At 61.7% G+C, this 21,261-nt stretch carries 20 protein-coding genes, 1 tRNA gene, 1 other RNA gene and 1 pseudogene; 6 read left to right on the top strand and 17 right to left on the bottom strand.

The window, feature by feature from the left end; genetic code table 11:
* Positions 1-430, top strand: a 430-nt coding sequence (locus VF436_RS12225) for a pilin (RefSeq protein ID WP_330904306.1), incomplete at its 5' end; no start/stop codon positions are given.
* Between the two features lie 99 nt (positions 431-529).
* Here the strand turns inward: VF436_RS12225 and VF436_RS12220 are convergent.
* Positions 530-2,080, bottom strand: coding sequence for an ArnT family glycosyltransferase (locus VF436_RS12220; RefSeq protein WP_330904305.1), 1,551 nt, complete (start codon positions 2,078-2,080; stop codon positions 530-532).
* 94 nt (positions 2,081-2,174) lie between these two features.
* Between VF436_RS12220 and VF436_RS12215 the strand changes: the two genes are divergently transcribed.
* From VF436_RS12215 to VF436_RS12200, 4 genes are read left to right on the top strand one after another with little or no spacing between them, the layout of a single operon-like run.
* Positions 2,175-3,116: a MoxR family ATPase gene (locus VF436_RS12215; RefSeq protein WP_330904304.1), complete on the top strand. Its 942-nt coding sequence runs from the start codon at positions 2,175-2,177 to the stop codon at positions 3,114-3,116.
* Complete coding sequence (locus tag VF436_RS12210) at positions 3,116-4,075, top strand: DUF58 domain-containing protein (protein ID WP_330904303.1); 960 nt, start codon at positions 3,116-3,118, stop codon at positions 4,073-4,075. The genes VF436_RS12215 and VF436_RS12210 overlap by 1 nt, the downstream gene beginning before the upstream one ends.
* Complete coding sequence (locus tag VF436_RS12205) at positions 4,072-6,042, top strand: DUF3488 and transglutaminase-like domain-containing protein (protein ID WP_330904302.1); 1,971 nt, start codon at positions 4,072-4,074, stop codon at positions 6,040-6,042. Before VF436_RS12210 ends, VF436_RS12205 begins: the two co-directional genes overlap by 4 nt.
* Before the next feature lie 50 nt (positions 6,043-6,092).
* Positions 6,093-6,689, top strand: a complete 597-nt coding sequence (locus VF436_RS12200) for a Slp/YeaY family lipoprotein (protein WP_330904307.1) — start codon at positions 6,093-6,095, stop codon at positions 6,687-6,689.
* A 356-nt stretch (positions 6,690-7,045) separates the two neighbouring features.
* Here VF436_RS12200 and VF436_RS12195 read toward each other — a convergent pair whose 3' ends face one another.
* The 9 genes from VF436_RS12195 to VF436_RS12155 form a co-directional block, all read right to left on the bottom strand.
* The gene (locus VF436_RS12195; protein ID WP_330904301.1) at positions 7,046-7,390 is read right to left on the bottom strand and encodes a histidine triad nucleotide-binding protein; all 345 of its coding nucleotides are present in this window, start codon (positions 7,388-7,390) and stop codon (positions 7,046-7,048) included.
* Positions 7,391-7,425: 35 nt separating this feature from the next.
* The gene (gene recR, locus VF436_RS12190) at positions 7,426-8,028 is read right to left on the bottom strand and encodes a recombination mediator RecR (RefSeq protein ID WP_330904300.1); all 603 of its coding nucleotides are present in this window, start codon (positions 8,026-8,028) and stop codon (positions 7,426-7,428) included.
* 256 nt (positions 8,029-8,284) lie between these two features.
* Positions 8,285-8,608, bottom strand: a complete 324-nt coding sequence (locus tag VF436_RS12185; RefSeq protein ID WP_330904299.1) for a YbaB/EbfC family nucleoid-associated protein — start codon at positions 8,606-8,608, stop codon at positions 8,285-8,287.
* Positions 8,609-8,642: 34 nt separating this feature from the next.
* The gene (dnaX, locus tag VF436_RS12180) at positions 8,643-10,343 is read right to left on the bottom strand and encodes a DNA polymerase III subunit gamma/tau (protein ID WP_330904298.1); all 1,701 of its coding nucleotides are present in this window, start codon (positions 10,341-10,343) and stop codon (positions 8,643-8,645) included.
* Between the two features lie 278 nt (positions 10,344-10,621).
* Positions 10,622-10,718: signal recognition particle sRNA small type (gene ffs / locus VF436_RS12175), an RNA gene on the bottom strand.
* 43 nt (positions 10,719-10,761) lie between these two features.
* A tRNA-Ser gene (locus VF436_RS12170) sits at positions 10,762-10,854 on the bottom strand.
* A 144-nt stretch (positions 10,855-10,998) separates the two neighbouring features.
* Positions 10,999-11,505 carry a DinB family protein gene (locus tag VF436_RS12165; RefSeq protein WP_330904297.1) on the bottom strand — a complete coding sequence of 169 codons (507 nt, stop codon included), beginning with the start codon at positions 11,503-11,505 and terminating at the stop codon, positions 10,999-11,001.
* 23 nt (positions 11,506-11,528) lie between these two features.
* Complete coding sequence (locus VF436_RS12160; protein WP_330904296.1) at positions 11,529-12,287, bottom strand: MBL fold metallo-hydrolase; 759 nt, start codon at positions 12,285-12,287, stop codon at positions 11,529-11,531.
* A complete protein-coding gene (locus tag VF436_RS12155) occupies positions 12,284-13,015 on the bottom strand; it encodes a 3-deoxy-D-manno-octulosonic acid kinase (RefSeq protein ID WP_330904295.1) in 732 nt (243 codons plus the stop codon). The genes VF436_RS12160 and VF436_RS12155 overlap by 4 nt, the downstream gene beginning before the upstream one ends.
* Before the next feature lie 40 nt (positions 13,016-13,055).
* On the opposite strand from VF436_RS12155, the gene VF436_RS12150 reads away from it, so the two are divergent.
* The gene (locus tag VF436_RS12150; RefSeq protein ID WP_330904294.1) at positions 13,056-14,096 is read left to right on the top strand and encodes a glycosyltransferase family 9 protein; all 1,041 of its coding nucleotides are present in this window, start codon (positions 13,056-13,058) and stop codon (positions 14,094-14,096) included.
* 56 nt (positions 14,097-14,152) lie between these two features.
* On the opposite strand, the gene VF436_RS12145 is transcribed toward VF436_RS12150, so the two are convergent.
* The 7 genes and pseudogenes from VF436_RS12145 to VF436_RS12115 all read right to left on the bottom strand — a co-directional run.
* The gene (locus VF436_RS12145; protein WP_330904293.1) at positions 14,153-14,548 is read right to left on the bottom strand and encodes a DUF6165 family protein; all 396 of its coding nucleotides are present in this window, start codon (positions 14,546-14,548) and stop codon (positions 14,153-14,155) included.
* A gap of 55 nt (positions 14,549-14,603) precedes the next feature.
* A complete protein-coding gene (gene lpxK, locus VF436_RS12140) occupies positions 14,604-15,584 on the bottom strand; it encodes a tetraacyldisaccharide 4'-kinase (protein WP_330904292.1) in 981 nt (326 codons plus the stop codon).
* 8 nt (positions 15,585-15,592) lie between these two features.
* On the bottom strand, positions 15,593-17,365 hold the full coding sequence (gene msbA, locus VF436_RS12135; RefSeq protein WP_330904291.1) for a lipid A export permease/ATP-binding protein MsbA: 1,773 nt from the start codon (positions 17,363-17,365) through the stop codon (positions 15,593-15,595).
* Entirely contained in the window at positions 17,362-17,793 is a 432-nt protein-coding gene (locus VF436_RS12130) for a biopolymer transporter ExbD (RefSeq protein WP_330904290.1), read from the bottom strand. The genes msbA and VF436_RS12130 overlap by 4 nt, the downstream gene beginning before the upstream one ends.
* A gap of 5 nt (positions 17,794-17,798) precedes the next feature.
* Positions 17,799-18,458, bottom strand: a complete 660-nt coding sequence (locus VF436_RS12125; protein ID WP_330904289.1) for a MotA/TolQ/ExbB proton channel family protein — start codon at positions 18,456-18,458, stop codon at positions 17,799-17,801.
* A gap of 98 nt (positions 18,459-18,556) precedes the next feature.
* Positions 18,557-20,863, bottom strand: a complete 2,307-nt coding sequence (locus tag VF436_RS12120; RefSeq protein WP_330904288.1) for a DNA internalization-related competence protein ComEC/Rec2 — start codon at positions 20,861-20,863, stop codon at positions 18,557-18,559.
* Between the two features lie 267 nt (positions 20,864-21,130).
* Positions 21,131-21,261, bottom strand: a pseudogene (locus tag VF436_RS12115) (lipoprotein-releasing system ATP-binding protein LolD); the annotation flags it as partial.

The following is a 21,261-nucleotide window of genomic DNA, read 5'->3' as shown; positions in this document are numbered from 1 at the left end:
CTCCGGGGCAGTCATTGCCATTTCCGTGCTTTGCGTGTGTTTACTGGTCATCGTTCCAATCCTCGCCGCGATCGCCATTCCGCAGTACCAGAAATACGTCACGCGCTCGCAGGCCACGGCGGCTTATTACAGCGCCGTCGCCCTCAAGCCTGCCGTCGTCGAGGCCTATAACAACATGGGCCGCTGTCCGGCCAATGGCGAGGCAGGCATTCGCAATGCCAGCGACTATGCCGAAAAGAATGTCAGTGCCATTGATACGGGTGCCTTTGAAGGCCAGAACGATACGTGTGCCATCCAGGTCACGATCAAGTCAACCTCACACCAGATCGATGGCAAGCACATCTGGCTGTCGACCACACCCAGCCAAGGTTCGCAATGGACATGCAGCACCGACCTGCCCGCATCAGAAGCACCCATGCAGTGCCGGTGACGGAGTCAGACCCAAGCGAGCTGGTAACACCTTGCGCCATGAAAGGATCACGGCAGCACGGATACGGATCGGATCCATGAATTGCGATCCGTATCCACGTCATGGCTCATCGCGGTTACGTGGTGATGGCGGGAGTTGAGCGTCACGGGCGATTACGCAATCAGCGGCCGCCGGTGCCGGCTCAGCAGGCACACGCCCGCCATAAAATGCGATGCGTTTGGCGCCACCGAACAAGTCCAGGCGCTGCATGGGCTGAACATCAGCGATGCGCCCGCATACGCTTTCCAACCATGCATGGCGTTCGCGTTCGCGCAGCGAGGTTTCATCCACCGCCAGCCAGATCGGCTCGCCCGCGTGTGCCAGGCGCAGGCCTGACTCATCGAGCTTCCACGCGGCCAGTTGGGGTGCACGGCCGTGCTTGACGTTGAGCGAGCTGTCCAGCGCATACACCGGAACCTTGCCGTCGAGTTGGAAAGCCAGTTCAGCCGCGAGCATGAAATTATCGGCGACCATCACACGTGGCTGCTGGTCGATCAAATGTGCTGCCACCTCGCCGCTTTCCTGCCATCCCACGAAATGGCGCGGAAATGCCTTCAGTGTGGCCAAGGACGTCACGGCACCCGGCATGGCAGCCACTCCCAGATACCCCAAACCAGCCAACTGTCCCAGTGCCGCCAGCGCAAAAGTGCACCCCGCAAGTGCACGCCTCTGGGTCGAGGCCCGACCGCGCCATAGCACCGGTACTGCGGCAAGCAAGGGCAGGTACCCCGGCAATGGCCAGTGTGCGCGAAAGCGCAAATCATCGGCGAATAGGCCAAATACGAAATACGGCACGATGAATCCGAGCGAAGTGATCGCGATCACGTCCCAAGGCGCACCATCGCCACGTCGACGCCAACTGGTCCAGGCCACCCATAATAAAACGCCGTACAGAAGAGGCGTACATGCAATGGCCTGCTCCAGAGGCTGCACCAGGGCATCAGGTTGGAACTGCCACGCATTTCGCTGCATCACCTGGAAAGTAATGCCAGCGCCCCCCTGTTGCACATTGGAAATCACTAATGGCAGCAAACCCAGCGATGCCACCATCATGGCGCACCAGAAACCACCGAGGCGCCATTGCAATCGACCACGCGGCGTCAGTACGAATAACAGCAGTCCGGCGAACATCGCCATCGCTGCGCGATAGTGCGTCATCCAGGCCATGGCAAGGGCCATACCAAGCAGGCACCAATCAGCCAGACGCCCATCGCGCATCGCGCGCAGCAAGGCCACCAGCGCAAGCATGATAGCGACCGTCAGCGGAACGTCGGGCAAGGCCATCACACCCAGGCTACCGGCCAAAGGCAACGCCAGGCACAGAAGCCCGGCCTGCCATCCGGCCCGGCCATCAAAAGCCTCGCGTGCAAACCACACCACCAGCCATGGCAGCGCTGCACCAAGCACCAGAAAAGGCCAGCGCATTCCCAGCAATCCATGGCCGGCAACGCGTTCGCCAAGCAGAATCAGCCATGCCGTCATGGGCGGCAGATCGCTGTACCCCCATGCCGGATGGCGACTCTCAAGCCAATAAAAGGCTTCGTCACCGAAGGGCGACAAATGACTTGCCACCGCCAGCTTCAAGATACACAGGCCTACGAACGCGATCACAAAAGCGGCTCGCCAGCGCCGGAGTCCCGCCGCTACACTGGCCTCTGCACATCCGCGATCTCCCCGTCCCGCCACCACCGGCTGCCCATCGCCCATGTCCGCCATGACTTCACTCCACGATGAAACGTTGCGCGCCCGACTCGATGCCGCCATGGCTCAAGTCAATCGCGTGCTTCTTGGCAAGCCGCGCCAGGTCAAACTCGCCTTTACCTGCCTGATCGCCGGGGGCCATCTTCTGCTCGAAGATGTTCCGGGTGTCGGCAAGACGACCCTGGCACACGCTCTGGCATCCAGCTTTGCGCTCGAATTCCAGCGCGTGCAGTTCACCAGCGACTTGCTGCCGTCGGACATTATCGGGGTCAGCGTCTACGAGCGCGAGACCGGTGAGTTCCGCTTCCATCCAGGCCCGATATTCACCGGCCTGTTGCTTGCCGACGAAATCAACCGCGCCACGCCCAAGACACAGAGCGCCCTGCTGGAGGCCATGGCCGAGGGACAGGTCACCGTGGATGGGCAAACCCATACGCTGGCCCAACCGTTCTTCGTCGTGGCAACCCAGAACCCGGTGGATTTGAACGGCACGTTCCCGTTACCGGACTCCCAACTGGATCGTTTCATGTTGCGCGTGTCGATCGATTACCCTGATCCTGCCGCGGAACGCGCACTGCTCGTCGGTAGCGACCGCCGCGATCTGCTGGCTCAACTGGAGCCACAGTTGGATGCGCAAAACCTGTCGGCACTGCAACGTGAAACGCAGACTGTCACGGCCAGCTCCGCGCTGCTTGACTATCTGCAGGCTTTGCTGGGTGCCAGCCGCAAGCATGCCGATGTCCGAGTAGGGCTATCACCACGCGCCGGTCTTGCCCTGCTCAGTGCTGCGCGCGTCTGGGCGTGGCTCAGCGGACGTGCCCATGTCATTCCCGAGGACATCCAGGCCTTGTTCGTGGCGCTGGCTGCCCATCGCCTGGTCCCGGCTCGCGGCGCCACAGGCGATGCACTGGCTCGCGCCCTGCTGGCCGAGGTGGCGGTCAACTGATGCAAGAGGCCTTCGCGCGCATGCAACGCTGGGCCGAAGGACGCCTGCCGGCGTTGACACGCTATCGCCGCGGCGAAAGCCTGCCCATCCTGCTGCATCGCCGCCGTATCTACATCGTGCCCTCCGCCTTTGGAGCGGGCTTCGCTTTCCTGCTGATGGTGATGCTGGTCGGTGCACTCAATTACGTCAACAACGCCGCGTTGTTGCTGACCTGCCTGCTCGGCGCGACGTCCCTGTCGAGCATGCTGGTGGCTTTTCGCGCGCTCAACGGGCTGCGCATGGAATCGGTGCAGGCCGGGCACGCGGTGGCTGGGGAGCCGATCGATGTTCACCTGCATTTCGTCAGTAGCGGGCGGCCTCACCAAGGCATCCAGATCGACATGCAGGGCGCGCAAGATGCCGTTGCGCTGCGTCCGAACGAAAATGCCCAGATCACCCTGCCCCTGGCCACACTCGAGCGCGGCTGGCAGGAACTGCCTCGCATCAAGGTATGGACCACCTGGCCATTTGGCTTGTTTCGCGCATGGAGTTGGCTATACCCGCAGGAGCGTGTGCTCGTGTGGCCTCGTCCTGAAATCTTCGGGCCACCGCCGAACATGCCATCCGACAACGAGGAAATACGCCAGCAATGGCGGCGCGGCGACGACCTCTCCGCCTTGCGGGACTACCGCCCGGGCGATCCGATACGGCACATTGCCTGGAAGGTCAGTGCCCGTCATCACAGTCTGCTGGTCAAGGAGTTCGAGCAACCCGAGGGCAAGCAGGATTGGACGCTGGATTGGCGCACGCTCGAGCATCTGGACAACGAGACACGCATCGCGCGCCTCGCACGTTGGCTGGGTGAAGCCGAAACCATGGGCCGACACAGCAGCCTTTGGTTGCCCGAGGAAGATATTCCCGCAGGAAGAGGACGCTCACACTACGAGCGCTGCATGAACGCACTGGCGCGCCTGCCGTGAAATTCACCCTGCGACGCCCCGTGCGTACGGAAGCGCCGGTCTCTACCCGCGTATTCGACCTGCTTTGCCTGGCGATCGCCGTGGTCGTGGCGCTCCATGCCAGCCACCTGCCCATCTGGCTGACCATTGTGCTTGCGTTGTTGCTCGGATGGCGTCGCTGGCGTCGCCTGGAGCAGCCTGGCCGCGCGCCAGCGTATGTGAAATTGCCACTGCTTGGCCTGTTGGCCGTAGCCATCGTCACCAGTTATGGCAGCCTGTTCGGGCGTGAAGCCGGCGCGGCACTGGCCGTGGGCCTGCTGGTCTTGAAACTGCTCGAATCAGAATCCTCACGCGATGCCCGCGTCATCGTCGCGTTTACATGCTTTACCCTGATGACGGCCCTGCTGTTCGACCAGAGCCTGGTCATTACATTCGTGGTCGCTCTGGGTTTGCTGCCGGCAATGGCAGCGCTGCGCGCGCTAGAGCCCGCTCGTCTGCCGGTATCGTTCAAGGGCGAATTTCGCCCGGTCCTGGTTACGCTGGGGCTTTCGCTGCCATTGACCTTGTTCGCGTTCGTGGTTGTACCGCGCCTGAGCTCACCGCTATGGGGGGCGCCTCAGTCGTCGCAAGCACGCTCGGGTCTCAGCGATGATCTAGCACCTGGTGATTTTTCCAATCTGCTCAATGACGATCGTCCGGCGATGCGCGTCAGCTTCGAGGATCGCCCTCCACCCAACAGTTCGCGCTACTTTCGCGCCTACGTGATGTGGGGCTATGACGGTCGACGCTGGAGCCATGCGGCGACGCGGCGCCGCACCGTGGACATGGAGGCACGCAACGTCATTCGCTATCAGGTAAGCCTGGAGCCAAGTGGCCAAAGCGTACTCCCGGCGTTGGACATGCCCCTGAGCGCTCCCTCGATCGGCCGTTTGGCTGGTGATCGCGAGATGCAGGCCTTTCGTCCGATCAACGACTCAACGACCTATGCCATGCAGGCCGCGCTGGTCTACCGGCTCGAACCCAACTTGGACGATCGCTGGCGTCGCGCCGCACTGCAACTGCCACAGGGGTTCAATCCCAGGACGCTCGCCTTGGGACGCACCTGGCGACAAAAGCATGGTGACGATGTCAACGCGATCGTGCGCGAAGCGCTGACGATGTTTCACAACGGCGTATTCCGTTACACGCTATCCCCCGCGCCGCTGGGACACGACGCCATGGACGATTTCCTGTTTTCCACGCGCGAAGGTTTTTGCGAGCACTATGCCTCGGCATTCACGGTGCTGATGCGTGCCGCCGGCATTCCCACCCGTATCGTTACCGGTTACCAGGGCGGCTACTGGAATGACCTGGGCAACTATCTGCTGGTGCGGCAATCAGACGCACATGCCTGGAGTGAAGTCTGGATCGCTGGACGGGGCTGGGTGCGTATTGACCCCACCGCTGCCGTGCGGCCGGATCGTGTCGACCTGGGAGCCTCGGCCGTGGCCGACAGTCAATCCCAGTGGTTTGGCAGCGCCTGGCTGCGCGATGCACGTAACCATTGGGACGTCGTCAACCGTTGGTGGAATCAAGGCGTTGTAGGCTTCAGCGCATTGCGTCAGCGCGGTCTGCTTTCCCCCCTTGGCATACGGGATGCCGATGCCGAGAAGCTCGGGTTGCTGCTGGCGATCGGTTGCGTCGTATTTGCCACGTTGGGGTTACTATGGGCCCTGTGGCGACAACGCGAAACCGACCCGCTCCGTGCTGCGATGATGCGCCTGGAGCACAAATTGGCCGGCGTCGACCTGGTGCGCCGACATAGCGAAGGACCGCAGCATTACCTGACGCGTGCTGCGCGGGCCCTGCCCCATCAGCGCGACAAGCTGGAAGGCCTGATGAGGAGCTATCTCGACCTGCGCTACGCCCATGACGAACCGCCCCCTGAATTGCTGCGCGCCTTCCGGCAAGCCGTACGGGAATTTCGACCACGCCGCGTGGTCAAATAAAGGTGTTTAGAAGGAAATGCATGCTTCCGGCCTCAAAGGAGAAAGCCATCATGCCCATGTACAAGACGATGGCCCTGGCGGCGCTGACCGCCACGTTGGCCGCCTGTGCGACGATTCCCCAACCGTTGCAGGGCACTTATACCCCCATCACCACGGCTCAGGCCCAGCAGGGCGGCGCTGGCGGCAACAAGGTCCGTTGGGGTGGTGAAATCATCAAGACAGAGCCAGGTCCGCAGGAAACGTGCTTCTATGTCATGTCCCGCCCGCTGGATAGCGAGGCCCGTCCTGAGCCCAAGAGCGAATCAGAAGGTCAAGGCCGGTTCGTGGCTTGTCGCACGGGCTTCTACGACCCCGAAGTGTTCTCTCGCGGTCGCGAACTGACCATCGTTGGGACGTTACACGGCACCGTGTCGCAGAAGGTTGGCGAATATGATTACGCCTATCCCCGCGTGGAGGCCGAGGTGGTCTACCTGTGGCCCAAGCGTGTGCCGGTTGCCGCCTATCCCTACCCGCCGGGCTGGTATGACCCGTTCTGGGGCCCCTACTGGGGCGGCGGCCCGTACTGGGGTGGTGGCCCCTACTGGGGCGGTTATGCTCCTCGCGTGATCGTGGTCCCGCGTGGCGCCCCGCCAGCAGGACACAAGTAAGATTCACAAAAACGCCGGCCCTGAGCCGGCGTTTTTGTAAGAACGACTTCAGGGAACCCCTAAAAACCCATCCTACCCGCGGTCCCGGCGAAAGCCGGGACGTAAATGACCTGGCTCTGATGGCTCTACAGGCGCTGGATTCCGGTCCCGGGTCCCCTCGGGGGATTCACCGGAAAGACGATTTCGATGGGAGGTTTTTAGAGGCTCCCTTCAGTCGCGATGCAAGTTGCAACGTGGTCGCAGCCTGGAGGTCTTAGAGCCCCAATCTGTGACTGCATCGCAGATTGCTTCGCGACTGAAAACCGCTCCTACGCGCGGCTGGAAGGTGTGGCCATGAAAAGCCGACGATCACAGCCTCAGCCCGGCGGCCAATGCATATGGCGCCCTGCCAGCAAATGCACATGCAAGTGAAAAACGGTCTGGCCACCATGCTCGTTGCAATTGATCACCGTGCGATAACCCTGTTCGGCCAAGCCTTCGTTGCGCGCGTACGCAGCGGTGGCAAGCAGCAGCTTGCCGAGCAGTTCCGCGTCGGTCGCGGCGGCCTGGTCCAACGTGGCAATGGCACGCTTGGGGATGAAAAGCACATGCACAGGTGCCTGCGGATTGAGGTCCCGGAAAGCCAATACATCGTCGTCTTCATAGACGATATCTGCGGGAATTTCACGCCTGATGATCTTGCCGAAAATGGTGTCACCCATAAGCTGTTCCTCGCAGCGGGTTAAATGAAAGATATTTAGTCCATATGCTGACGGCTGCCGAAGGCATGGGCCAACGTGCCGCGATCGACATATTCCAATTCGCCGCCCAGCGGCACGCCATGCGCAAGGCGGCTGGGACGCACACCCGCCCGATGAGCAAGCTGAGCCAGGTAATGGGCGGTCGCCTCGCCCTCCACCGTCGGGTTGGTGGCTATGATCAGTTCCTCGATCTCGCCCTCACCTAGACGCTCGTTCAGCTGGTCCAGGCCCAGTTCCTCCGGGCCTAGGCCATCGAGCGGGGACAGACGACCCAGTAGCACGAAGTATTGGCCGCGGTAGCCGGTTGCCTGCTCGACAGCAGTCAGATCGGTTGGGGATTCCACAACGCATAGAACATGCCGGTCACGGCTTGTGCTGGCGCAGATAGCGCACACCGGCTCCTCGCTGAAATTGCGGCAGCGACTGCAATTGCCGATGCGTTTCATGGCCTGTTCGAGCGCTACTGACAATTTCAGCCCGCGCTCGCGCTCGCGCTCCAGCAGGTGAAAGGCCATGCGCTGCGCGCTCTTACCCCCGACCCCCGGCAAGATGCGAAGGGCTTCGATAAGGTCGGCAAGCAAAGGCGAACTCGATGCCATGAAAATGTCCGCGTAGGAGCGACTTCTTCAGTCGCGAAGCAAATCGCGACCGAAGTCGCGACCTGGAGGTTTTTACAGCCTAAATTGGCTACAGAAACACAGATTGCCTGGCATGCAGGAACGACTTGAGCGTCATGCCAATCGCTATCTCGTCGCAGCTTGAGGTTCAAATCTCAATTTGCGACGTGATCTCAGATTGCATCGCGACTGAAGTCGCTCTTACAACGACCAGCCATGTAAAGCGGTCAAGCAAAACTCAGAACGGCATCTTGAATCCGGCCGGCAGATTCATGCCCGCAGTCACACCGCCAAGCCTGCTCTTGCTGGCCTCGGCGACTTTGTTGACCGCGTCGTTCATCGCCGCCGCAACGAGATCCTCGGCCATTTCCGGATCGTCTGCAAAAAGCTTACGATCGATATTCACGCGACGGACCTCATGCGCGCCGCTCATGACGACGGTCACCATGCCGCCACCGGCGGTACCGGTGACTTCCAGCTTGGCGATTTCCTCTTGCGCACGCTTCATGTCTTCCTGCATGCGCTGCGCCTGCTGCATCAACTGGCCAAGTTGTCCTCTCATGAAACGTCTCCGGTGAAAAATGAAATAGGGCCGCTCAAGGCTCGAACGGCTTGATCGACTGCGGAATCACCTTGGCGCCGAATTCGCGCTTGAGCGATTGCACCAGCGGGTCGCTCTCGATGGATTGCTCGGCAGCCGACTGCGCTTCCTCGCGCGCTGTCGCCGCTCGCGCGGCCGGAGTATGGCTGGCCACACTCTGGTCGCTGACAAAACGCAGCTTGATGCGCTCCCCAAGAGCCTGACTGATGCGATCTTCCATCTGGCCAACCATCGGCTCAACGGCAAGATGCATATGAGCCGACTGCAAGGCCATCACCAGGGTCTGGCCGTCGCGCTCGCGCAAGTGCGCGTTCTGTGCCAACTGCCCCATGGGGCCACGCAGGCCAGCCTGTTCGATTAATGCCTCCCAGATAGGCAGGCCACGGGCATCTCGCGGCACATCACGGGACACCGGAGCAGGCGCCGCGACCGGCGCGGGGGGCTCGACCCTGGCAACCGGAGCAGGAGCGGAAACAGGGGCCGGCGCCTGCTGCTGTGCGCGATCGAGCGGCGGCTGGGAGGGCGCCATGCGAGGCGTCGCGGCCGGCTCGGCCTGGCGCGACGCGGGCGCAACAACCGGGCGTTCGCGACGCGGTGCCTGGCCACCGTCAACCGGGCGAAACGCCAGCATGCGCAACATGGCCATCTCAAACCCCGTGCGCGCATCGGGGGCAATGGCCAAGTCACGCCGTCCCGTGGTGGCAATCTGGTAATAAAGCTGCACGTCTTCCGGTTGCAGGCGCTCGGCCAGCGACACCAGGGCACTATCGTCCGCGTCACCACTTTCCGGGCGATAACCGGGCACCAGTTGGATCAATTGCAGGCGATGCAGCACGGCCGCCAGGTCATCGAGTACGCCGCCGAAATCCGGCGAAAACGACGCAATACGCGAGCACTCATCGAGCAACTGCTGACCATCGCCCATGGCCAGGGCTTCAAGCACGCCCAAAACCTGGCCGCGAGCAACGCTGCCCAACATGGCGCGTACGTCATCGGCATGCAGCGCACCGCCACCGTAGGCAATCGCCTGGTCGAGCAAGGAAAGGCCATCGCGCAAGGAACCATCGGCGGCACGCGCCAGCTCCACAATGGCAGCATCCTCGTAGGCGATATTTTCCGCGCCAAGGATATGCCGCATCTGGCCGGAAATCTGGTCCGGCAAGAGGCGCTTCAGATTGAACTTCAGGCAACGCGACAGCACCGTCACCGGCAGCTTCTGCGGGTCGGTCGTTGCCAGCAGGAACTTCACATGCGGCGGCGGCTCTTCCAGCGTCTTGAGCAGCGCATTGAAAGCCGGCTTGGAAAGCATGTGCACCTCGTCGACCAGGTACACCTTGAAGCGACCACGCGCCGGTGCGTACTGCGCATTTTCGATGACCTCCCGGACATCATCCACACCGGTGTTGCTGGCCGCGTCGATTTCCAGCAGATCGACGAACCTGCCTGCGTCGACGGCCGTGCAGACTGCGCATTCGCCACACGGATCGGCCGATTCGCCGCGCTCGCAGTTGAGCGACTTGGCGAAGATGCGCGCAATGGTGGTCTTGCCCACGCCACGTGTGCCGGTGAACAAATAGGCATGATGCATGCGGCCGGTATCGAGCGCATTGGTCAGCGCCCGCACGACGTGCTCCTGCCCGACGAGCTCGGCGAATTTACGGGGACGCCATTTCCGGGCGAGGACTTGATAGGACATTCGCAGATACCTGGGGGCGAATGGGGATTGTGCCAAGAGGCGCGCCTCTTTGCAGCTTCGCCGCGTGAGGCCGCTTTGAGTGAGGCCGGCGGCGGCTGGCTCAGCCTGTAAAGTCGCGCCTTCGGCGCTGCACACAGGGAAAAGCAGGGCAGCCGCGAGCCTATAGCCTTACTGGCTTTTCCTCGTCAAAGGTGGCGTAGCGGCGGCTTGGCACAGCCGGCAGGGCGGCTTTACAGGCTGCGCCAGCGGCCGGCATCGCTATTGCGAAAAGGCGGCGGCCCTGCCAGCCACACCCCGGCACCCGAATCGCTCGCTACCGTTGCTTCCTTCCGGACCTGGCGGAGTTTACGAACTATCGTCGCGGGGGGACCGACAGGGCCACCATAGACTTCGTTTGGATCAACCGGGTTTCACTCACTGGCGGAGAGAGCGGGATTCGAACCCGCGATACGGGGATAAGCCGTATACACACTTTCCAGGCGTGCTCCTTCAACCACTCGGACACCTCTCCGCGGTGGTGAAACCCTGCTGTCGGACTATCATGGTCCGGCAAAGAGGCGAAAGAATAGCGGGCGACGCGGCCAGTGACAAGACGGGATCGCTATCGGCATGAAAGAAGATAGCCCAGGCCCTGGATGCCATCCCGTACTTCTTCTCAGGACACCTGCGGCACATCGCGCAGGAACACCGGAAAATCGGTGGTGGGCGGCCGAACACCCGCGCCGTAGAACATGTCCGCCACGAAGCCCCTGTGATAACTGGTATGACTGACCAAGTGCAACAGGATCTCCGCGCGTGTCATCGTACCCTCACCGCCGCCGATAAAGCCGAAATGCACCACGCTGTCCGCTGAGCGTTCGTCCAGGTTGTCGGCCCACTCGACATACCAGTCATCCAGTGCACGCTGACGGCGTGACAGGTCTTCCAGACCGATCTTTTCACTGGTGATGCGCGCGGTAAAACCATGTTCCCGCCCTTCCAGATGAGCCTGGAATACCTTGTCGATGGTATACGTGTGGGTGAGCATGGCCAGCATGCTGCCAAATACGACCTCGCGTGGGCGCGTCAACTCCGCTTCCGGCAGCTTTGCGGCCGCCTCGAAGATCATCTGGTCCGCCCAGGCCTTGTAGCGAGCGAAACGACGTAGCGATTGTGTGGTCATGGAGAGGTGAGTCCAGGGAAAATTCAACCCGCGTCGACGCGCGGAGGAAGGGGCTCGGACAAGACGAACCGATCGCCAGCGGCTGCAACATGAAAGCCGCGCGCGACCAGCGCCACGCCGTCGGCTTGACTACCGTAGTGATATAGCCGCAAGCGCTCGCGCCAGGCCTGGGGATATTCGCGTTCGATATCGTCCACGCCGGTGTGCGACGGGTTACCGACCATACCGCAGTCGTGGGCCATGAGCTCACCGTTTCCTGCGTAGCGCTCCAGCATTTCCGGAATGGGTCGTGTATCGCCCGTGTAGGCGAAACTCCCTCCCAATGCCACGCCATAGGACGTACCCGGCATGTGGTGGCGCGTGGCGAACACGTCGAACCATAGGCCATCCAGCCAGAAGCCGCGACTGCAAGGCACCAGCCGGAAAGCCTCCCAGAAATTCACGCCCCCCTCGGCGAGGACGCCGGGATAGTCGGCCACCCTGCCCTGCAACCAAGGGATCAGGGCGGCGTGCGCGAACAGCCGGGTGTGACCACGCAATGCCTCGTCGAACCACAGTCGGAAAAACAGGCTCTCCAGGCCACCGACATGATCCATGTGCGTATGGGTGATGTAGAGTGCGCGAGGCGGCTTGCCATAGGTACGAAGATAGCGGTTGAGCGTATCGGGACCACAATCGATCAGCAGCACCGGCTCGCCGTCACGCTCCAGCACTGCCGCCGACGAGCCCAGTTCCACTGCGTGTGCGGCTCCGACACCGAGAAAATGCAAGGTCCAGTTCATGGCTTGAGCGTACGCCTGTAGCCGTCGGTCAGGGGATTCCAGATCGAGGCATCGAAGGCATCCTCGCCCTGGGACGCCGCACCGAGCTTGAGCAGGGAGCGACGCAGGCGCAAAAGATTGGCCTGCTGCCAGTCCATCGATGGCACACGTCGCTCGCCTCGATCGAAATCAATCAAGTGCAATCCAGACTTTGACACCAGCACATTGTGCGCATTCAGATCGGCGTGCCAGATACCCGCCTGGTGGAAACGCGCAATCAACTCACCCGTAGCGGTGGCCAGCGCGGCATCGAGCTGACCTTGCGCCAGGCACTGAGCCAGGGTCGAGGCCTGGGCAATACGGCCGGTCAGGAGGTCCGCCGTATAGAACAGCCCATGGCGCACGTAGCGGGTGGCCACAGCGCGCGGCCCTGGCAAACCTAGCGAGGCGATGAAACCGAGCAGGCGCAATTCGCTGAAACCTCGCGTGCGATCGGCTCCGGTCCACCAATAACGGTCGCCCATCACGGCCGCTACCATGCCGCCGCGCCGATAATGCTTCAACACGCAGGGACCGGCTGGGGTATCGACGACCGCGACGCCACCGCGCCCGCCAGGCTGCACGCGCAGCGCATCGAGCCCTCGCCAGTAATCGGGCGAGAACCATTCGGTATCGACTTGTGGCGAAACAGCCGCGTCGAACAAAATCGCGCCGCCAGCGTCCTTTCGGACCGTTTCTTGCATCATCATGTCCGATCCAAACTCTCCGCCCATTCTAGCCGAACGCCCCATGACATCTCCCGCATCGATCTGCCTGCTCCGCACATCGGCCATCGGCGACGTCACGCACGTGGTACCCCTGGTGCGGACTCTGCAAACTGCCTGGCCGCAGACTCGCCTGACCTGGATCATCGGCAAACTTGAGCGCCGACTGGTCGGTGACCTGCCAGGCATCGACTTTGTCACTTTCAATAAAGGCACCGGCTGGCCGGGCATGCGTGAGGTCTATCGCAACCTGCCTTCCACGGGCTTTGACGCCCTGTTGCAGATGCAGGTCGCGCTACGCTCGAACCTGCTGAGCCTCGGCATCCGGGCATCGCGACGCATCGGCTACGACCACGCGCGCTCCAAGGATCTACATGGCATGGTCATCAACGAGCGCATCCCGGCGCGCTCCGGCGAGCACGTCCTCGATGCCCTGGGAAGTTTCTGCGAGCCGCTGGGCCTGAAGCAGACTCAGGTTCGCTGGGATATCCCCATCCCCGAGGAAGCCCACGCCTGGGCCGCGGAAAAATTGCCTGGCGATCAGCGCACCCTGCTGGTGAGCCCAACGTCCAGTCATGCACTGCGAAATTGGGAAGTGTCCCGCTATGCGCAGGTCATGGATCATGCCGCTGCCAAGGGCTGGCGTGTCGTGCTGGTCGGAGGGCCATCGGCGAACGAACGGGCCATGGCCAATGCGATTCTTTCGGTCGTGCGACGCAAGCCGCTGGACCTGACAGGTAAGGATACGCTCAAGCAATTGTTGGCCATGCTCACGCGTGCGCACATGCTGCTCACGCCGGACTCTGGCCCGATGCACATGGCCAACGCGGTTGGTTGCAAGGTGCTTGGGCTGCACGCAGCAAGCAATCCCGACCGCTCCGGTCCTTATTCCGACCGCCGTTGGTGCGTGAACAAATACGATGCCGCCGCACGCAAATACCTGGGCAAGCCGGCCAGCGAAATCCCCTGGGGCGCCAAGATCGAAAAACCCGGCGTCATGGGCCTGATCAGCGTGGACTCGGTCGTGGAGCGATTCGAAGCGTGCGCTTCATTCTTGGATGAGTGAGGCCGTCGGCTCTACCACCTGTGAAGGCGGCCTGATTGGCTGGCCTCACCAGCCAATCAGGCCCGATAGTCCTGATACGACTTCTCTTCCACCAGCTGCGAACCCAGCTTCATATTGATCTGGCGCTTGAAGGCTGCTCGCTCGTCATTGCGGAAATACACCGCACGGGCCAGTTCGATGAATTCCTGGTCGAATTCCTGAGCCTTTTCCTTCAGACGGATACGATCTTCGATATCCCACAGGGTTTCGTTGACATTGAGCAGGTCAGCGCGCTCGCGCGATATATCCGTCTGCGACGCAGTGTCGTTGGCCCAGGTGGCATTGAGAAGATCCAGCTCATTGCGCACGTTCGCAAGCTTTGCCGGGTCCTTGATTTGGCGTGATTTGATTTCAAGGATGGTGATCTTGTCGATCAATTCACCGTAGGACACCGGCGTCTGGATAAGGCTCATGAGGTCTCCAAAAAAGCGCGTGCGAATAAATCCGAGGCGCCCATGATAAACCACGTCAGCGCCTGACTGCCCTCACCCTCTCTATCAACGCCTCAAGAAAGGCGGCGGGCAGATCGGCCTGCACGGGCACCGACCACCAGTGGGGCTGGGCAAAACCCACGCACTTGACCGCATCCTTGGCGGTCATCAGCACAGGGCGCAGGTCGGGGAAATCCAGATCTCTGGCGCTATAGGCGTGGTGGTCAGGAAAAGCCAAGCCGTCGACTTGCATGCCCTGGGCCCGCAAGCTGTCGAAAAACCGCTTGGGATTGCCGATGGCGGCGATGGCACGGACATGCTGTCCGGCAAAAGCCGCCAAGGGCTGCTCCCGGCCATCGATTATCGAACGGGCTACCCCGCCCACAAGCTTCATCGGTATTTCACCAGCGGCAGGTTCACCGCCGTTGCAAACGCGAAAATCCACGCTACGCAGGCGACTCAGCGGCTCGCGCAGGGGGCCGGCCGGAAGCAAGCGCTCGTTCCCGAAACGACGCTGCCCGTCGATCACGCAAAGCTCGATATCTCGCGCCAGGCGATAGTGCTGCAAGCCATCGTCGGCAATGACCACATCGCAGCCAGCATCGAGAAGCAGCCGTGCCGCTGCCGGACGATCACGCCCGACAGCCACATCGACGCCACCCGATCGAATCAGGCAAGGCTCATCGCCGACGTGTGCGGGCTTCGGTGTCGCGCCCAATAACAGCGGATCACGCTGGGTACCGCCATAGCCTCGACTGACAACACCCGGTCGAAATCCCTCTCGGCGCAACGCCTCGGCAATGGCTATCGTCAACGGGGTTTTGCCAGTACCGCCGACACTGATGTTGCCAATGACGATAACCGGGACCGGCAACCGCTGACTGGGCAAGACACCCAAACGGTAAAGCCTACGACGCAATGCCGATATCCCACCGTAAAGCCATGCCAACGGATGCACCCACCATGGCACGCGACCCTGGCCATACCATGCAGCCTGCAATGTGTCGGCCAGTGCCATACCAGGCCTCAGTCGCCAGGCTTCTCGTTGAACTGCATGCGATGCAAGGCAGCATAGTGGCCCTGCATGGCCAGCAGTTCGTGGTGCGTGCCACGTTCGACAATGCGCCCCTGCTCCATCACGGCAATCAGGTCCGCGCCTTCAATCGTCGAGAGCCGGTGAGCGATCACCAACGTGGTGCGATCGCGCATCAACCGCTGCAACGCCTGCTGGATCAGTCGTTCCGACTCGGTATCCAGCGCGCTAGTGGCCTCGTCGAGCACCAGGATCGGTGCATTCTTGAGAATGGCACGCGCGATGGCGATACGCTGACGTTGACCACCGGAGAGCGTATTGCCCCCCTGGCCGATCGGCGTGTGAATACCCTGGGGCAGCTTGCTAATGAACTCCATCGCATTGGCCGCCTCCGCCGCTGCGACGATCTCGGCCTCGGCAGCGCCGGCCAGTTCGCCGTAAGCGATGTTATCGGCCACCGTACCGTCGAATAACACCACGCTCTGCCCCACCCAGGCGATCTGCTGACGCAAGGAGGCCAACGTGTAATCCTGGTAATTCTCGCCATCGATGGTAATGGCGCCGCCGCTGGGCTCGTAAAAACGGGGCAGCAGACTGACCAGGCTGCTCTTGCCGCTTCCCGATCGTCCCACCAGCGCGGTGACCGTGCCAGGGCGGCAATGCAGGTCTATACCACGCAGGGCCTGGAACTGATTGCGCGGGTAGATCAATCGCACATCGCGAAAGACGATGTCGCCCTGAGTGCGCTCAAACTTTCGCGAGCCATGATCGATTTCCGGTTGCATGTCGATGATCTCGAAAAGGTCATCGCACGCGGCCAGACCGCGCTGTACGCTCGATTGAACATTGGTCAGACGCTTGAGCGAGGGCATCATGCCGCCCATCGCAGAGAGTACGGTAATGAAAATGCCGGGCGAGATGCGATCGATCACACCTGGGCGTGTGCCCAGGTAGACCAGCAGTGCCAACGCCACTGCAGCGGCCGTCTGCACCGTGGCGCTGGACATCGCACTGGTGGCCGACACTTTCAGATTGAGGCGACGACTATGGTTGGTGACTTCCTCGAAACGGGTAGCTTCGTGTAACTGACCACCATAGATGCGCACTTCGCGATGCGCCCCCACCGACTCCTCGACGGTACCGGTAACGGCCCCCATCGTGCCTTGGATACGCTTGCTGATCTGTCGATATCGGCGGCTGACCACCGTGACGATGAGCACGATGGCCGGCACCATGACAAGCAATGCCATGGTCAGGTAAGCACTGTTGCTCACCATGACGTAGAACATGCCGATGACCGTCAGGCCTTCGGTGACGGCTACCTTGACTGCATCGGTCGATGCCGATGCGACCTGTTCGCTGGTATAGGTGATACGCGATACCTGCTGACCGGAATGCTCATCACCAAAGAAGCGAGCAGGCAAGCGCAAGTAAGCATTGAAGACGTCCCGCCGCATGGCCTGCACCACGTTGCGGCCAATGTATGAGATGCCGTAATCGTTGATGAAAATACCGATGCCGCGCAGCAGAAAGATGCCGATGATCCAGATTGGCATCCAGAAAATCAGGTATGGATCCTTGTCTGCCAGCAGCTTGTCGATCAGCGGGCGCAACAGGTTGACGAAGGCCGACAGGCAGCCACTCTCGATCACCATGCCCAGGATGGCGAGCATTCCCACGGCACGATAAGGCTTGAGATAGCTCAGCAGACGCCGGTACGTGCGCCATGAATCAGAGCCCAGTGCGGACCCGGCTTTCCTGCTCACTTGGCGCTGCCTGCTTCGGTCGGCGTGGTGGCGATGGACAGGCGACTGAAACCCAACTGACCCAGGGCATCCATCGCGGTGACCACGTTCTGATGCGGCGTCATTGCATCGGCGCGGATCACCACCTGGCGATCATGATCGTTGCCCGCCACCTGCGCGATGGCCTGCTTGAGCGTCTGGACACCATCGCCATGCACCTCGTCGCTGCCAACGAAGAAATGGCCGTCCCGATCCACCACCACTGTCACGGCGGGCGCCTGCATGTCACGCTCATCGGCACTGGCCTTGGGTAGCGTCACTTCCATGCGGGTGTGCTGGATGAACGTGGTGGTCAGCACGAAAAACATCAAAAGGGTCAGCAGCACGTCGATCAACGAGATCACGTTGATCTCGAAGTCATCCTGCCGACGATCGTTGCCGATGCGCATGGCGGTCAGCTCGCGTGGGATTCGGCGCTGGCGGCCGGGCTGCGACGAGCGCGCGGCGCCGGGGACGCCACGGTCAGCTCATCCAGCAACGCGGTAGCCTGCTTTTCCATGTCCACCACGTAACCCGATACCTTGGAACGAAAGTAGCGATGCAGCACATAGGCGGGAATAGCCACCACCAGACCGGACGCCGTACAAATCAGCGCTTCACCAATGCCGCCGGCCATCTTCATAGGGTCACCCACGCCACCGCGCATCACTTCCATGAACATGCGGATCAGGCCGACCACCGTACCGAGCAGACCCAGCAATGGGCCGATCAGCGCGATGGTGCCGAGCGTGTTGAGATAGCGCTCCATGCGATGCACCACATGGCGACCCGTATCCTCGATGCGCTCCTTGATCTGCTCACGCGGGCGTCCACGCACGGCCAGCGCCGAGGCGAGCAGTTCTCCCAGCGGCGAGCCATCGGCCAGCGTCTGCAAATGCGCTGGATCGAGTTGCCCCGCGCGCGCCCAGTTGCTCACTTCCTCGCCAAGCCCCTTGGGCAACACCGCCGAGCGACGGAGTGTCCAGCAGCGCTCCAGCACGATCGCCAACGCGATCGCCGAACAGATCAGGATGGGCAGCATCGCCCAACCGCCAGCCATCAGGATATCCAGCACGAGCCCTGCGCTCCGTAAACGTTAACGTAGCGCGAATCATAGCAGCGCCGCCGAACGATTCCGTGCAATCGCGCCGATTCTTGGCCCCACCACGTGAATCAGCGTGCTTCACGCCAGAAACGACGGTGATCCGGACGCCATCGCTCAGCAATACGTGGAGCGGCATCGGTCGGAAATTCAACACGAATGGCTCCCATATCGGCTGTATTCAGCCAGGGAATACCGGCTTGTTCAAAACGCTCGATGACATGAGGGTGCGGATGCCCGAAGCGGCTGCGCCAGCCCGCCGAGACCAGCACGAGCGTGGGTTGCACGGCGTCGATGAAATCCTGGCTGGAGGAGGTGCGGCTGCCGTGATGAGGTGCAAGCAGAACCGTGGGAACGGCCAGGGGAAAATGATCGATTAAGCGGCTCTCGACCTGCCGGGTGATATCGCCCGTCAGGACGACTGCCCCAGCTGCGGTCTGCACCAGCAGCACACAGGAACGGTCGTTGCTTTGCGTGTCGGATGCGGCGGCAGGATGGATGAAGCTGAACTGCACACCATCCCAGGTCCACCGCTCGCCAGGATGGCAATAGGATGCATCGGACAAGGTTTGCGGTTCTCCGGCAGACCGCAGAGCCAGGGGGAAAGCCCCCATGACCGCTGGCGCACCGCCCGCGTGGTCGTCGTGGGCATGACTGATGACAAGCCGATCCAGATGTCGCCAGCCTAGCGCGCGCATCGTCGGCAATACCACCGCATCGCCCATGTTGAAGGCCGACGCATGGCTTGCACCCGTGTCGTAGACCAAGGCGTGGTGACGTGTACGCAACATGATCGCAAGCCCCTGCCCCACGTCAAGCACCCAAAGCTCGACCGCCCCAATCACAGGCGCGTGCGATGCGGGCCATAGCATCGGTGCGAACAAGATGCTCCCCAGTGCACGCCCATGGACGCCCCGAGGCGCAAACATCCACACCACGCCCACCGCCGCCAGCAGCAATGACCACCAGGCCATGCCTGGGACATAGCCATGCGCGCCCGGCCATTGCGCCATCAGCCCGAACATCCACCATAGCGCATGCACCATCTGTCCAAGGCCCCACAACAGCGGCATGGCAAGCAGTGGCCAAGCCAGCAGCAGGAGAATAGCGAGCAGGGTGCCCGGCACAACCAGCAAGGTAATCACTGGAATTGCCACCAGGTTGGCGACGAAGCCTACCAGGGATGCTTCGCCGAAGAACCACAAGGTCAAGGGCAACATAGCCAGCGACATCAACAACTGCATCGCCACCAGCTCCTTGACCATCCCCCGCCAACCAGGCTGGCGCACCTGCATGCACGTCATCAACAACACCACACCGGCAAACGAAAGCCAGAAGCCGGCGGACAAAACGGCAAGCGGATCGAGCAACAACATCGCGACCAGCACCCAGGCCAAGGCATGAACCGATCGCACGCTGCGACGGCTGAAGCGGGCTCCGCTCAGCATGGCGATCATCAGCAATGTACGCACCGTCGCCAGGCCAAGCCCTGCCAACCACCCGTAGGCTGCCGCCACCAGCAGGGCAAATACAGCCTCCGTACGAGGGCGTGGCAAGCACAGCCCCAACCCCGGCCACAGCAGGTAAGCCAGTCGTACTATCCAGATACCCGCCATCGCCGCAATGCCCACATGGAAGCCGGAAATGGCCAACAGGTGCGGAATACCGTTTGCACGGGCGATATCCCAATCTACGGGCTGTAGCTCACGCGTGTCGCCAACCGTGAAGGCTTGCAACGTGGCCGCATCGCGTCGATCAGCAACATATAAGGCGATGGCGTCAGATAGTCGCTGGCGCAAGCTGTCGATACACACGACGCGCGTGCCGATCATGCGGTTGCCAGCATCTTCACGCACATAACCGTTGGCAGACACGCGCCGAGCCAGCGCAACACGCTCGGTATCCAACCCACCGGGATTGACCAAGCCATGCGGCCGCTTCAGGCGCACAGTGAGGTGCCAGCGTGAACATGGCTGCACCTGGACCGAGTTGCCGTACCAGGTCAATTGCAGCTTCCCCGGCAGGCGTAGCGTTTCGTCACCGGATTGCGCGGTTTCCGCTTGCAGCACGAATCGCACAGCCTCGCCCAACTGGGTTGGAAGCCCTTCGACGTAGCCGGTCACCGCCACGTCCGTTCCCTGCCTGGACTCCGGAATACGCGCCTGCATGGCCTGCGTGGCGTGTATCAGCATCCAGGTAAACCCGAACAGGAAGCATGTTGGCGCGCGCATCAGGCGCCAGCGGCAGGTCATCACCAGGCACAATGTCATGACGATGAATGGCCAGCGCGGCGGCAGTTCCGGCAGAGCGCATACACAAAGCACGCCAGCCAGCATGGCCAGCGCCAGAAAGCCCGGAGCGGCGAACAACGTCGGCATCCGCAGAGTCTGCGCTAAGTGCTCATCCGAAACCTCTCACCTTCGGATGAAAGGCGTGTCGGGATCGCGTCAGCCGTGCGAGGTATCCGGCTGGCGCACGGGATCAGGGGCCAGTGACGAGCGTGCAAGTCCAACAACTTGCTTTGTGTTGTCAGGCTGCGAAGCGTTGCCGCAAGTCGGGCGTTTTCGACGCCCACACAAAAGAAGCACTCTCACTACGTCCTTCTTGTCCTTTGTGCGAAGCGCCTCATGGCCCCTCCTGCCTCACTAAACCGCCTTGACCCGCTCAATCAACTGGCCGTTGTGCAACTCAAGGACACGGTCCATGCGTCCGGCCAGGTGGCTATCGTGGGTCACCAGGATAAAACTCGTGCCGATTTCGCGATTGAGTTCAAGCA

The sequence above is a fragment of the Dyella sp. genome (genome assembly GCF_036384435.1).
Classification (GTDB): Bacteria; Pseudomonadota; Gammaproteobacteria; order Xanthomonadales; family Rhodanobacteraceae; genus GSA-30.
This window is presented reverse-complemented; position numbering and strand designations above follow the sequence as displayed.